We start from the raw sequence: 14336 nt of genomic DNA, 5'->3' as shown, positions 1-14336 counted from the left end.
CAAAGCGGGGGAGCCAAACCTCCTATCGTCGACTAAGGGGTTAGCGCGCAGGTGGGAGTTCGATGACTGATCTGATTGATGGGCAGTACGAGGTGTTTGAGTTCCCCGACGCTCGGAGGACCCGATGAATACCGCCCAGTGGTCCCGTCAGGACCCGAGCCTGGTCAACCTGGTCAACAAGTACCACACCACTTGCATCGAGGTGTATCGGAAAGACCCGGATCGGATCGCCGAGGACGCCGGTAAGGAACGTGGTATCGCAGAAGGCGGATACGGGCGCAAACAGATCCAGGAGTTGGTTCAGAACGCGGCCGATGCGCTCCCTGAGGGGGGAGGCCGGATCGAGGTTATCCTCACCCACGAGACGTTGTACGTAGCCAACGAGGGACACCCGTTCGTCGACACAGGTGTGCGTGCACTCCTTTACACGCATCTCTCGAACAAGTCGGGCGGGGAGATCGGCCGCTTCGGGCTCGGCTTCAAGTCGATCAGTGGGATCTCTGACGGCCCCCAGATCTTCAGCCAGTCGATCTCTTTCGAGTTCAGCCGCGCCGAATCAGCGAAGCGGCTGACGGTCGAGACAGGGCGACACTTCGATCTCGCAGAGGTTCCATCGCTCCGCCTCGCCTGGGTGCTCGAACCGACAATCGAATTCGCGAGCGACTCGATTCTCAAGGAGCTTTCGCTCTGGGCAGCCACCATTGTGAAGGTTCCACTCAAGGACGGTGTGGCCATTCAGCTTTCCGAGGAGATCTCGGAGTTCGACCCTTCGTTCAATCTCTTTGCGCCTCGCGTCAAACAACTCCGCCTCCGCGATGAGTTCGGCGCCGCTGATCGGACGATCTCAACGAGACGGACTGGAAAACGGGTGGTTCTGGCTACCGAGGAAGGTGAGCAGACCTGGTTGGTCGTCTCGAAGCTCCATCATCCGTCGCCAGAGGCCCTCGAGTCTGCCGGTTACGCGGCACGCCGCGATGCTGTCCTCGTTTCCTGGGCGGTCCCCGCGACCGGTGCCACCGGTGTGGGTCGCCTGTTCGCGTACTTTCCGGTCGATTCGAAAGTCACGCTGAGCGGGCGGCTCAACGCCCCGTGGAAACTCTCCGACGACCGAATCAACGTCATTGAATGCCGTTTCAACTACGAGATTCTGACCGAGGTCGTGCCTGAACTTGTCGACGCTGCGCGGATCGAACTCGTCCGGGAAGGCGCGTACGGACGTTACATCGACGTCCTTCCCTCCCGTGATCGGGAGACAAGGAGCTGGGCGGATTCCGTACTGAATGAACCTGTGATGCAACGTCTTCGGGAAACTCGGTCGATCCCTACCCTTGACGGCGAGCTACGTTCTCCCACGTCGATCCAAATGATTCCCGAACCTGCGATGGGTTGGGTCAAACCTTGGATGTCCGTGGCTACCCAACGCGACGTCTGGGTCCACCCCGACTGCCTCACGCGAGAGCGCCGCGCCAAGGTCAGACGTTTGACGGACGAAGACCCGCGCGCCGAGGGCAGAGTCCTGGATTGGCTCCACGCGGCGGTTGCCGACAAGAGCCCGAGAAGCTCCTCTGTCGCGATCGAAATCGCGGCTCAGATGCCTACACACGTGGAGGCGAAGTTTCGTGACAACGTCGCTCGTGACGTACGAGACTCTCGAATTGTCCTCCTCGAGAACGGAGAGCTCCAGCAGCCGCTGCCAGGACGATGCTTCATCCGGTCTGACGCCGCCCAAAAGGGGTCAGCATTTATCGACAAGGACGTTACGGCACGCCCGTCGACCGTCTCCGCGTTGGAATCGCTGGGGATCGCCACGTTCGATGACAGCGGTGAGATGCTCCAGCTCCTCACGGATCTCAGAACGAGGGCCGATGTCGATTTCGATGCTCTGTGGACTGCGATGCGTGGTTCCGGCGGTGACGCGGTCGCGGAGGGCTTCGAACGGATCCTCGAGCGACAGGCCCACCGGCTGGTCAAGGTGCGCAACGGGAAGGGTATCTGGGTCTATCCCGAGAACATGTATATCCCGGAGGACCTCCTGGAAGATCGGAAGAGTGACGCCAAGTTCCTAGTAGATCGGTCATATCACGCTTCCGACACTGAAATCCTGGGCTTGCTTGGCGTTTACACCGCTCCGAAGCGGAGATCAATGGATGATGCCACGCAGAACGAGGAGTGGTTCACGACGTACTGGAAGACTGCGACCGACATCATCGCAAAGGAGATGTGTCTCGGCCCCCGCCAGCGGGAAGATCTTCGTATTACCTCGCACCGTTCCGTTCTGGGTCCGCTCCAATGTCTACCTGCCCTCTCGGAAACAAACCGCACCGCGCTGACATGCGAGGTTCTGAGGACCCTTGAGGATCCGCTGATCCGTGTTGGCCATCCCTCAGTAAACAAGCCGTGCCGCTTCATCGCGCCGGAACTGTGGTGGGTTCGTGAGCATGGACTCCTTCCCACTGTTCTCGGTCCAGTCCCCGTCGATCAGGCGTTCGCACCGGCTATTGAGGAGACGTATCCTGAGGTTAAGGGTCTTCTCCCTGTTCTATCGGGTATCGAGATCGGTGACGACGTCGCCGACCGTCTTCAACTGCTCACCGATCTTGAGAGCCTCACGAGTGAGCGTTTCGAGTGGATCGTCGGCAAGCATGTCGAGCGAAAAGACGGATCGATGGTCGGCCGTGCGTACGCATGGTGGGCATATCTGAAACCCGATTCCGCACCTGAACTTCTGTGGTGCTCCGGCCCATTGGGGTGGGTCCAAGTGCCTGCTGGCGAGATCGCCGTGGCCACCACAGCTGAGAACCTCCGTGAGTTTTCGACATTCGGAATTCCATGTCTTCAGGTAGATACTCCAGAGGATGCAGTGATCCTCCGGGCAAACTGGGGGTGCCTTGACCATGCACTGCCTGTCACCTACTCGTACGAATCGAGTGCGGAGCCTTCCGGGCTCACTGAACTCTTCGACGTCTTTCGCGAGGACGACCTCGACATCGATCCAGATGACCTCGTCGTGCAGAAGTGCCTGTCCCTGAACAAGGTTGCCGCCATCGCAGGCCGTCCGGAGGTTCGCATCGATGTCGCATGGGGGCGAGATGGCGATATGCTCCTGGTCACCGGCACGAACGACCGTGAGATCCTGAAACAGTCACTCTTGAGTCTTGGACTCGATGATTCCGACGAGGCTGTCGAGGCTCGGCTGAGGAACCTCGCGGACCGCAAGAACAACAAGAAGCTGTTGAAGGTCCGCAATGCGCCGAACGATGCGGCACGACTCCTTGAGTTCGCAGGCGAGGAACGACTGCGGGCTCTGATCCCTGCAGATGCGCTCAGCTACCTCGAGCGAAACGGCGAGGTATCACCACATGGTGCCGCACTAGCTCAGTTGTGTATCGGCATGCTTGGAACAAAAGCCCTTGAGCGTGCGTGCCGGGTCGACCCGTCCGGCCTACCCATCAGTCCTCCGTCTCGGTGGTCAGGTTCACACACCACCCGAAACTGGGTGCGGGAACGCGGTTTCAGCGAGGAATGGGCAGGGACGAAGGCTCCACTGCGAAACAAGCCAACCGAGTACATCGACGGACCAGCCATCCTGTCCGAGCTGCACGACTACCAGGAGGCGGTGTCCGAGCGGCTCCGCGCTTTGATTCGCGGGACGGATGGCAGCCCTCGTCGCGGAATCATCTCCCTACCCACTGGTGCCGGCAAGACACGCGTGGCTGTTCAGACGGTAATCGAGGCCATCGCCGCGAACCAGTTCGGTCCCGATGGTGCGGTGCGCGGACCCATCCTGTGGATCGCAGACGGGGAAGAACTCTGCGAGCAGGCTATCGATACTTGGTCCTTCCTCTGGCGGGCTAAAGGCCTACACGACACCCAGCTAATCCTCAGCCGATTCTGGGCCAACTACTCCGCCGAGGAGGAACTCGGAGGCATACAGGTCGTCGTCGCGTCATGGCAGAAGTTGTTGTTAAATGCACTGGGCAACAGTGAATTCGACTGGCTCGCGGACAGTTCCCTCGTCATCATCGACGAAGCGCATGGAGCTGTAACGCGTTCCTACACAAGTATTCTCAACTGGGCAGGACGAGGATTTTACGAACGTACACGACCGCTCGTGGGGCTGACCGCAACGCCATTTCGTGGGCGGGACGACAGCGCTGAAACACAGCGACTACTCAACCGATTCGACAACAACCTCCTCGACGAGGGTGTCTTCGGCGAAGAAGTTCCCCAGCGCCGACTTCAGCGAGACCGAGTGCTCGCACGCGCACAGCTCGAAATTCTGCACGGTGTCAACATCGACTTAAGTCCCTCTGAGCTAGAAGACTTCAGGGAGAAATACTGGCTGCCCAAAGGTGCAGAACGCAGACTCGGTCAGAACGAGGAGCGTACACAGAAGATTGTGAATTCCGTCATCGATCTGCCAGAGGATTGGCCGATTGTCGTCTTCGCCGCGTCTGTTGAGAATGCACAGACCCTTGCCACCCTCCTGACGTTGCGGGGCCGACCGGCAGCGTCGATCGATAATGACACCAGTCCCGACGATCGACGGGTCACGATCGAGCGGTTCAAGAAGGGTGATCTCAAGGTGCTGACAAACTACAACGTCCTGTCTCAGGGCTTCGATGCTCCCAAGACACGTGCCGTCTACATCACTCGCCCCACTTCGAGTAAGGCACGGTACCTCCAGATGGTCGGTCGCGGAATGCGCGGCCCGAAGAACGGCGGCAGCGAGGAAGTTCTCGTCGTCAACGTCCTCGACAACATCGTCGAGTTCGGCGACAGTATCGCCTACGAGTCGTTCGAACGCGATGTGATCAACGCCGAAGAGGACTGATACAGAGTGGAGTTCGATGAGTTCCAGCAACGGGTGATCTCCGGTGACGTCGATGCCCGCCGCATCGTCGTTGCCGGACCCGGTGCAGGCAAGACCGCGACAAGCGTGGGACTGATCCAGAGGCTCGACTCCGAGATCGATACCGACTCGGACGACCAGATCATCTTTGTATCGTTCTCTCGAGCGGCTGTTCGGGCGGCTTTCGATGCATTTGCATCGGCAGATGACGACTACCGGAGCGAAGTTGCAGCTATGACACTCGATTCGCTTGCCTGGCAGATCACCGACACCGAACTCAGCGAATCGGGCTCGGCAGCACCGGATTTCGATGGAAGAATCAAGGCCGCAACTCGGCAACTTCGGGATCAATACGATGGCGAACTCGATCATGTTGTACACCTCATCGTCGACGAGGCACAGGACCTCTCCGCGGTCCGACGCGAACTGTTGCTGACGATTATCGATGCCCTTCCAGCCACCTCGGGCGTCACCATCTTCGGCGATCCCCTTCAATCGATCTACGACTTCCTCGACGACGAAGAAACAACCGACAGCGAACGGTCGGCGTGGGATGCGCTCATAGAGGCACTCGCCGAGCGGTCGATCACCGAGATCTTCCTCCTCGAGAACAACTATCGAGCGCAACGGAAGTCGGCACGTGACGTAGTGTGCGCTGAACGTCTCCTTCGTGAGGCGGACTCGACGACGAGAACCGCGCTACTCGACGAACTGGTTTCCGACCTCACCCAGATGGGCCTGGACGAGTTGGCCCCAGGGGCGAGGGTGTGGAAGGGGTCGACCGCTGTTCTAGCTCGTACCAACGCCGATGTCGTCTGGCTCTTCGACGCGCTCGGGCGCGCCGGAATTCCCTGTACCTGGCTGAGTCCTGGACGAAAACGCAGCGTCGCACCCTGGGTAGCCGAATTGTGGGAGTTCACGTCAGGCAAGCCGTTTACGCGAGACATCTTCAATGAGTTTGTCTCACAGAATCGCCCGTTGTCTGAAGGCACCTTCCGTGACATCGTGCACGCGACCGACGCTGGTTCGTTCATCGATTGGCGGTCATTCGCGCGCGCACTTTCCCGTGGAATAGACCCGGTAGAGCCCTGGTTCAACGTCGAGGGCGGAGACACGGTCAGGGTGTCCACGATTCACCAATCGAAGGGCCTTGAATTCGACAACGTTGCAGTCGCGGGTTCGTCGGCCATGCTCAGGCCTATGAAAGGCACGCCGGAGAACGAGCTGCTGCTCGTCGCGCTGTCCCGGGGACGACAGAAAGTGGTCGTTTTGAATCAGCAAGCTCCGTTCACTCGCAGGCTGCCCGGCGGTGGATTCCTCTATCAGCCGCACCCGCGGACGCAGAAGGCCACGGCAGTTGCGATCGAGCCCCACCATCTACAGTCGGAACGACCTGTCGGGGGTGAGGAAGGCCAGAAAGCGTTGCGCAGCAGGGGACATTCCGAACCACTCAATTTCGAACGGCTGTCGACCGGCGGTGCGGAGTGGCCCGCATACCGCTGTCTCCTCGACGGCCATGCTGTCGGCTCGACGACCGAAGACTTCGGACGTAGCCTCGCACAAGCTATCGGCAAGTCCGGCCATACGACCGGCTGGCCTGACCTCGGCTCGGTACCCCTCGAGGGCGCCGAAACCTGCTGGAACGCGACCGAGGGCACATCGTTCTGGATCAAGCCACGGCCGTTGGGGTTCGCTACGGTCGTGTGGAGGAAGGAAGACTGATGGCCGAAGACCTCGCTCCCTGGTATGAGGCCCGCGACAGCCTCGTCGACTCGCTCGAAGAGGAGTTGATGGGTCCGCGGGAGCCGGAACCGCTGCACGAACCGCCACTCAATCGGATCATCGTCGGCGTGCTGTATCCGCGAGTCGAGAATTTGTCGGACATCTACAAACCCGGCCTGTCGGAGGACGCGGACGGAGAAGCAGGGAGCATCGCCGACGACACTGCAACCGAAGTTGCCGTTTCGCTCTCTCACGCGCACAAGCCCTCGTCGGTCGGACTCACATTCACCGTTGATTCCGCGGATACACCTCGGATCACGATCCGTGCGTCCGCACGAAAGTACAAGGAATTCGAGAACGTCTGGTATCCGCATGAGGTAGCGACAGATACGGATGTCGTGATCGACAGCACGACGGCGGGTCGGATCGATGAGCCAGTCGCAGAAGGCGAGTTGCTGCGGATCGTCGGTGTGGTTCGTGCCCCAACCGCTACGGGGCAGGTGCGGATATCACTTTCCCTCGTCAACGGTCACACCCGCACCGACACCTCAGGGGCGATTGATGGATTGTCGTGGTTTCGGCCGACAATCAATGTTTCCGCGCCACAAGGTGGATTCGTCGACCGCAGCATCGATCCCTCGCGCTTGAGTGACGATGCCGATGATCGCTCATCACGATTTCTCTACCGTAACGAACCGGTCTTGGCCATTGGCCATGGCTGTGCGGCAAGTTGGGACGAGGACGCGACCACCCCCGACACGATCTGGACGACGTTCATTCCGAGCCAGGAAGTGCATCTCGCACGTCCGGCAGGCGGCGACGAGCAGGACGATTTCGGCCGGTACGACCTCCGGATGGATCAGCTCGCCGATTCCTCCGACCGCAAGCAACTCCATGCGATGGCAGATGCCTATGAGCGATGGATATCGACCCGACGCATCGATGCCGAGAACATGGACACGCCCGTACATCGATCCGTGGCGCTCGAACACATGGACAGAGCCGCGGAGTGCGCCGGCCGGATACGGGCCGGCATCAAGGCTCTTGACGATCCTGCAGGCGACCGAGCGTTTCGACTGATGAATCGTGCGATGCTGGACCAGCGTCATGCACAGGACCGCGCACGAGGTGAGGTACCCAAGACTCAACGATGGCGTCCATTCCAGATGGCGTACATCCTCATGAATATTCCCGCGCTCTCCGACCCGGGCCACCCCGACCGCGAAGTCGCCGATCTACTCTGGTTTCCCACGGGTGGTGGCAAGACCGAGGCGTACCTCGGCTGTATCGGCTTTACCATCTTGCTCCGACGGCTTCGGAGAGAAGACAACGGCGGCGTATCCGCGATTATGCGGTACACACTGCGACTCCTGACCCGGCAACAGTTCGAGCGCGCAGGCGGCCTCATCTGTGCTCTGGAGCTCGTGCGCCGCACCGAACTTCCCAACGCGGCGCCGATTTCGCTTGGTCTCTGGGTGGGTAACGCGGCGACTCCAGCCAATACGAAAGAAGCGCGGGGGATCCTCCGCAAGATCGCCGACGGCGAGCACGTCCAGGGCTCTACGCCCATGCAGCTCGTGAGATGCCCCTGGTGCGGAGTCCAGTTGACTCACAAGCATTACGACGCATCCGGCGAGTCGATGACCATCGCGTGTCGTGAATCCGGCTGCGATTTCCGAGACGGGCTTCCGTTGTACGTTCTCGATTCCGACGTCTACGCCAATCGTCCGTCATTGATCATCAGCACCGTCGACAAGTTCGCACTCATGACGTGGAAGAGCGAGGTGGGGCTGCTCCTCAGTACCAACGGCCCTGCAGACTCCCGTCCGGACCTCATCGTTCAGGACGAACTGCACCTGATCTCTGGACCGCTCGGCACGATCGTGGGTATCAACGAAGCGGCGGTCGATATGGCATGCACCGGAAAAGGCCGGCCCAAAGTCCTTGCATCCACCGCGACTGTCCGTCGTGCCGCACAGCAGGTCCGTGCTGTATTCGACCGGGGCACAGCACAATTCCCGCCGCCCGGGCTCACGCCGTCGGACAACTATTTCGCTGTGAATGCATCCACGCAGGAGAAGGGTACGCGGCGCTACGTCGGAGTGATGGCCCCCGGAACGAGCCAGTCCACTCTGCTTGTCCGTATCTACTCAGTTCTGCTCCAGGCGGTCGGCGATCTGGACTCGCCCGATGAAGTACGTGACAGCTACTGGACTTTACTCGGCTATTTCAACGCCCTACGAGTACTTGGATCGGCATATCTACAGGTCCTCGACGACGTCCCTGACCGAATGGAAGTCCTCGCTGCTCGACGACAACGATCCGTCCGGGAGATCTCTCAAGAGCCTGTTGAGCTCACATCGCGCGTCGACCAGATGGAGATCCCCAATTCGATGGCGCGGCTCGAGACCAACTACCCGGACTCCCGCAGCCCGGACGTAGCCCTTGCCACCAACATGATCTCGGTCGGCCTCGACATCGACCGACTCGGTCTCATGGTGGTCGCGGGTCAGCCCCAAAGCACCTCCGAGTACATCCAGTCCACCAGCCGCGTTGGTCGTCGCAACCCCGGCCTAGTGATCACGGCATTGAATAGCCAGAGATCCCGGGACAGTTCGCACTACGCTTCCTTCATCCCGTTCCACCGTGCTCTGTACCGTGAAATCGAATCGACGACAGCGACGCCGTTCGCTCCTCGCGCTCGCGATCGTGCTGGCCACGGCGTGCTTGTCGCATCGACTCGCCTGATGATTCCGGAACTGAGTACCGATGAATCGGCCGAGAATGTCGCCGACTACTCGAGCCAAATCGAGGAAGTCATCGACTGTTTGGTCGCTCGGGCAGTCCGGATTGCCCCGGCCGAGGCAGGCCCATTCGGCGAACAACTGCGTGAGTTGCTCGCACGGTGGAAGAACGAAGCCGGTCTCGATGCAGTCAAGCGCTACGGGTCAATGCGGCCACCTAACGCGACGACACGAGTGGGCGACAAACCACTGATCGATCCGGCGGAGGATGTCGGTGCGGGAAGTTTTCCAGTTCGCGGCGCTCCATGGCCCACCATGACCAGCATGCGCGATGTCGACGCAGAGACCGCCCTCTACGTCAAATACCTGAAGCGGAAGGACTGACGGTGCCGCCAGTTACGAAGAAACTCAAGCGCGGCAACCCGCCACCGGTCAAGACAACCGTGCGGAGATCACAGCTGATCACCACTTTCGGAGTCGGCTCAGTCATTCCCGTGGAGTCCGAGAGCTTCATGATCGCAGGGCTCGACCTGTGGAACACAAAGGAGTCCGATCGAATTCACGAACCGCGGCTCAGTCGCTCATTGGGCGCCACCAGCCTTTTTGCGCCACCCGGGGCCGCCGGGATGGTGCCGATGGTCCGATTCCCTGAATGGGTGCACTGTCCGAAATGTTCACGCCTCGACCGTTTCTGGCGTGTCGCTGATAAGGACGGCAAGGGCGAGTACATCAACAAGTGCCGTCATTGCATCACAGCGCGACTCGTCCCCTCTCGATTCGTGGCGTGCTGTATCAACGGTCACATCGAGGACTTCCCCTACGATTCCTGGGTCCATCGCGGAGCAGTACGCGAATCCGCAGAGAAACACTCACTCTCGTTGAGAACGGACTCCCGTAACTCGACCCTCGCCGGGGTGACCGTCACCTGCACGTGTGGGGTCTCGCGAACTCTCGAAGGAGCGCTGGGTCGCGGATCGCTCACCAAGCGCTGCAGCGGATCATCCCCCTGGCTGGGGCGCGACGATGATGCATGCTCGGAATCGCTCGTGGGCCTCCAACGCGGCGCGTCCAACGTGTGGTTCGCGGATGTCCGATCTGCGCTCACTCTCGATCACGCTGTCAGCCCAGCCGAGGAACTGCTCGAGCGGAGCCGCTCCACCCTCGAAAAGTTGGCTGGCACCGACCTCGACGCGGTGCTCGAGATACTCGCTCGAACGAATGGTGTTGACCTCGATGAACTGAAAGAGATCGTTCGTCGACAGTCGGAGGAGGAACCCAATGGGCGCGAAGCATTTCTACAGCTTCGGCGCGACGAGTACAGTGCATTGGGCCGCGAGCACGCTGAGGAAGACGGCTTCGAAACCTTCGTATGTGAGCCTCACATCGTCGAATCCGCTACGGACGCCGGGCATATTCTCGGCATCGTTTCGAAGGTGTCGAAGTTGCGTGAGGTCCGAGCCCTGCAAGGCTTCTCACGAGTGGCCGTTTCTACCGGGGAATCGAAGGCGCCACGCGCGAAGCTCTCAACCGAACGGGTTGGATGGCTCCCCGCCATCGAAGTGCTCGGGGAAGGGATCTTCCTCCGTCTTGACGAAAAGGCGATCGCGCAATGGGAGCAGTCCGCATTTGCCCGCTCTCGCGTTTCGCTGCTGAACCAATCGCTTCAAGTCGCCGCGCCTGAGTGGGTAGAAAATGTACAACCGGTATCGCCCCGCGAACTGCTGATCCATTCGCTTTCGCACGCGGTACTGAATGAGCTCGCGATCGACACCGGCTATCCTGCGTCCTCAATTCGTGAGCGCCTGTACACCGAGCCTGGCCAAGCCGGAATCTTGCTCTACACTGCGACCGCAGACTCAGCCGGCAGTCTAGGTGGCCTGTGCGCGCGGGGAACAGTAGAAAACATGCTGGCAGTTATCGAAGCCGCGACTGAACGTTCCCAATGGTGTGCAGCGGATCCCGTCTGCCTGGAATCTTTGGCCACCGGTGCCGGAGCGAGGAACCTTGCAGCATGCCATTCGTGCCTCCTGGTTCCCGAGGTGTCTTGCGAGCTGATGAATGGCTACCTCGACAGGGCGACGCTCGTAGGCACAGCCACTGATCCGAGCGGTGGATTCCTCACGAATCGGTTCGTGTGAGTCGCCCACGCGCTCAATTCGCCGCGAAGGGTACGGAGCGACGACTTGGCGCCCATCAACGCGAGCGGCGTTGCGCTTAGAACGTGGTGATGCCCGCCGTGAGTTGGTTGTTGTTCCGGACGCTGCCCGAACCGAAACCCTTGCGCGATTACGAGATCATCAGCCGGAGTGGGCCGGGAATAGCGGACAGTGTGCTGCGGCGGCGTTCGCCCTCGATATCGCGCAGCAGCCACGAGTAATAGGAACGGATGCCGCGAATTCCGATGCGGCGGCGCATCTCTCGGTCGAGCTGCGACCATTCTTGATCGTTGATCAAGGGCAGGGTTTCCTGCTCTTCGTGCTGCAGGTGGTTGTGCAAGAGTTCGGACAGTGCCACGAGCGTTGGTCGCGCGGCCTCCGGGCCTGCGGTGTCGAAGGCTCGGTTCGCCTGGGCGAGAAGCGGATCGATCCGGTCGTGTTCGGCGGCCATCGCCTCGACCAGCTCTGCGTCCACGCCGCGGCGGCGCAGGCTCGGCCAGAGCACAACGTCTTCCGCGGTGTGGTGGACGGCGAGTTGGGTGCGAAACTGCTTCCAGCGCTCCAGTTCCGGGGCGGCGGCGAGTGCTCGGAGATCGCGCCGGAAGGCATCGTGTGCTGCGTACATCATGGCCATATCGCGTTCGGACATCTGCCTGACCTCTCGTCGTGCGGAGTGATCCGCGTTCTGGATCAAGTACATCCGCACGAGACGAGGCGGGACATCGTTCATTCGCCCAGGTGCATACGCGAGCGTCTCCGGGTTCGAGGCGACTGTTCTCAGTTTCCGAAGTAGGCGTGGGTGCGACGATGAGACAGAGTTCTCCGCCGAACTGATCGAACAGGGAATCTCGCACACCGACGCCGCCCAGCTCTGGAGGGACAAAATGGATACGGATCTGTCGTTCTTCCGTTCGGAATCTGCCCAGCGATTGCGTGCACAGGGCCTCGAGCAGGGCGTCGCTCAGGGAATCGCGCGTTCGGTGCTGACCGTGCTTACCGGTCGTGGAATCGAGCTCTCTGCCGCTCAGCGCGAACTGCTGGCCGAAACCGCCGACCTCGATCAGCTCAACGCCTGGCTGATACAGGCAGTGACTGCCACCCGAGCGGGAGAGCTTTTCGACTGAGCGAGTCCAGCTGGAGGAGGGTGCGCAAATGCTGGCTGAGGCTGCTTCCGAGAACACGCTGAAGTGGGAGATGGTGTTGTTGCTCGGTTCAGCGGAAGCTGTTGCGGCGGCACGGTTGTGGAACAAGGCGGTGTGGGAGGCGAGCCTTGTCGCGCTGGGGCGGGAGATGAGCCACGAGGACTACATTCGCGCGTTCGAAGCGGCGGGTCTCAGGCGGAATGACTTCTATGAGTGCGCTCGCAGGGACCTCGGGGTTCACAGCGGGGAACTCCCGGCTGGGGACGGGGCGTGGTTGCCGCAGAATGTGCTGTTGGGAGCTGATGACGCGCAAACAGGGTCTTGATCGTCAATGCCTATGAGGTCACGATCGCCGAGGGTGGACGGTGGATTGTGATCGTTTGGGGGGTCGGGGAATGCGGGGTTGTCTCATACCCTTGGTGACGGATCTTTATAGATATTGCCTTGTCAGCCTGGGTCGGGACTAGGACTGAGAGCAGTGAAGCGTCTTCGGAGAATCCTGGTCATGGTTTCGGCCGCGTTGGTTATTCCTGCGGCGGGGGCGTCGGCCTTCCCGTTGCCTATTCTGCCGTTCGGGTCGGCGGGTGCGGGGTCGGCTGGGGCCGGGTCATCGGGGTCGGCAGATCAGGTGCCGCCTGGGTCGGCGGAGCCCGGTACACAAGTGGCGCCGACACAGGATGTGGGGACGGTGCGGGCGCAGGTGTTCGAGTTGGTCAATGCCGAACGGGGGTTGCAGGGGTGTGGGGCCTTGTGGGAGGATCCGCGGTTGGCGGCTGCGGCGCAGGGGCATGCCGATGACATGGCGGCTCGGGGGTATTTCGGGTACAGCTCGCCTGAGGGGCTGACCACGGCTGATCGGGTGGCGGCTGTGGGGTATGTGCCTTCGCAGGTTGTCGCGGAGAACCTTGCCGGTGGGCAGCAGACTGCGCAGGACGTGGTGGCCGGGTGGATGGGTGATGCGGTGCACCGGGCCAACATGGTGAACTGTCAGTTGGTCGACACCGGGATCGGGGTGGGGTTCGGTGCGCAGGGGCCGCAGTGGGTGCAGGTCTTCGGGGCGCCTTAGCTCTCGGTCTGGCGGACCTTGATGGCGTCTCGGGAGATGAAGACGTCGTATTCGCCGGGGGTGGCGATGGTGGCGTTGCCGTAGGTGGAGCGGATGAAGGGGGAGGTGTACCAGCGGTTTTCGTTCATGTCTTCGAAGAAGTCGCGGTCGCCGCCGTTGAGGAAGGTGTGGTCTTGGGTGGGGGACTTGCCGTCGAGGCGTTGGCCGAACAGGCGGGTGAGTTTGTAGCCGGAGTGGAAGCCGAGGGCGTTGACCCAGGGTTCCAGTTCGACGATGTTGGACTGGAGGGCCCACAGGTCGCCCTCGATGCGGTGGGTTGTCGGTTCGCCCGGGTTGCCGTCTTCGTCGAACTGGGTGAGGACGAGGTCGAGTTGGTGTTCTTGGCCGGCAACGGGTTTGGCGACTACGTGCGCGGCTTTGATTTCGCCGGTGAGGCCTAGGTAGGTCTGTAGGAGGGTGGCGATCCAGAGTAGGAGGACGGCTACCAGGAGGATGGCGGCGCCGGGGATCGCGCGGCCGAGAACGGCTTTTGGGCCACGGCGGCGCGTGGCTGACAGTGCGGCCATGACCAGGAGGGCGACGGCCAGGGCGATCAGGGCCAGGAGACCGACCTGGGCGAACCCGAAGGACACCGGGAAACTCATGATGTGGGTA

General features: G+C 61.1%; 9 protein-coding genes. 7 read left to right on the top strand and 2 right to left on the bottom strand.

Going from position 1 to position 14336, the window contains the following annotated elements; translation table 11 throughout:
- Window positions 1-124 precede the first annotated feature (124 nt).
- Genes ACFW6D_RS03920 through drmB form a run of 4 tightly spaced genes read left to right on the top strand, consistent with a single transcriptional unit; the run spans window position 125 to window position 11456 of the window.
- The gene (locus ACFW6D_RS03920) at window positions 125-4834 is read left to right on the top strand and encodes a DEAD/DEAH box helicase (protein ID WP_379324483.1); all 4710 of its coding nucleotides are present in this window, start codon (window positions 125-127) and stop codon (window positions 4832-4834) included.
- A gap of 6 nt (window positions 4835-4840) precedes the next feature.
- Window positions 4841-6574 carry a UvrD-helicase domain-containing protein gene (locus ACFW6D_RS03915; protein ID WP_379324481.1) on the top strand — a complete coding sequence of 578 codons (1734 nt, stop codon included), beginning with the start codon at window positions 4841-4843 and terminating at the stop codon, window positions 6572-6574.
- Window positions 6574-9702 (top strand): helicase-related protein, encoded by a 3129-nt coding sequence (locus ACFW6D_RS03910; protein WP_379324479.1) that lies wholly within the window; start codon window positions 6574-6576, stop codon window positions 9700-9702. The genes ACFW6D_RS03915 and ACFW6D_RS03910 overlap by 1 nt, the downstream gene beginning before the upstream one ends.
- 2 nt (window positions 9703-9704) lie before the next feature.
- A complete protein-coding gene (drmB, locus tag ACFW6D_RS03905; protein ID WP_379324477.1) occupies window positions 9705-11456 on the top strand; it encodes a DrmB family protein in 1752 nt (583 codons plus the stop codon).
- A 148-nt stretch (window positions 11457-11604) separates the two neighbouring features.
- Here the strand turns inward: drmB and ACFW6D_RS03900 are convergent, their stop codons facing one another.
- Window positions 11605-12123 carry a hemerythrin domain-containing protein gene (locus tag ACFW6D_RS03900; protein WP_379324475.1) on the bottom strand — a complete coding sequence of 173 codons (519 nt, stop codon included), beginning with the start codon at window positions 12121-12123 and terminating at the stop codon, window positions 11605-11607.
- 235 nt (window positions 12124-12358) lie between these two features.
- On the opposite strand from ACFW6D_RS03900, the gene ACFW6D_RS03895 reads away from it, so the two are divergent.
- The 3 genes from ACFW6D_RS03895 (at window position 12359) to ACFW6D_RS03885 (ending at window position 13682) form a co-directional block, all read left to right on the top strand.
- On the top strand, window positions 12359-12598 hold the full coding sequence (locus ACFW6D_RS03895) for a hypothetical protein (RefSeq protein ID WP_379324473.1): 240 nt from the start codon (window positions 12359-12361) through the stop codon (window positions 12596-12598).
- A 28-nt stretch (window positions 12599-12626) separates the two neighbouring features.
- Window positions 12627-12941 carry a hypothetical protein gene (locus ACFW6D_RS03890; RefSeq protein ID WP_379324471.1) on the top strand — a complete coding sequence of 105 codons (315 nt, stop codon included), beginning with the start codon at window positions 12627-12629 and terminating at the stop codon, window positions 12939-12941.
- Between the two features lie 336 nt (window positions 12942-13277).
- Window positions 13278-13682 (top strand): CAP domain-containing protein, encoded by a 405-nt coding sequence (locus ACFW6D_RS03885; RefSeq protein ID WP_379324469.1) that lies wholly within the window; start codon window positions 13278-13280, stop codon window positions 13680-13682.
- On the opposite strand, the gene ACFW6D_RS03880 is transcribed toward ACFW6D_RS03885, so the two are convergent.
- Window positions 13679-14326, bottom strand: a complete 648-nt coding sequence (locus ACFW6D_RS03880) for a hypothetical protein (protein ID WP_379324467.1) — start codon at window positions 14324-14326, stop codon at window positions 13679-13681. The two genes, ACFW6D_RS03885 and ACFW6D_RS03880, sit on opposite strands and share 4 nt — an antisense overlap.
- Between the last annotated feature and the right edge of the window lie 10 nt (window positions 14327-14336).

The sequence above is a fragment of the Nocardia sp. NPDC058705 genome, from assembly GCF_042749305.1.
Taxonomy (GTDB): Bacteria; Actinomycetota; Actinomycetes; order Mycobacteriales; family Mycobacteriaceae; genus Nocardia.
The sequence above is the reverse complement of the archived record's forward strand: the minus strand, read 5'-3'. Positions and strand labels throughout refer to the sequence as shown.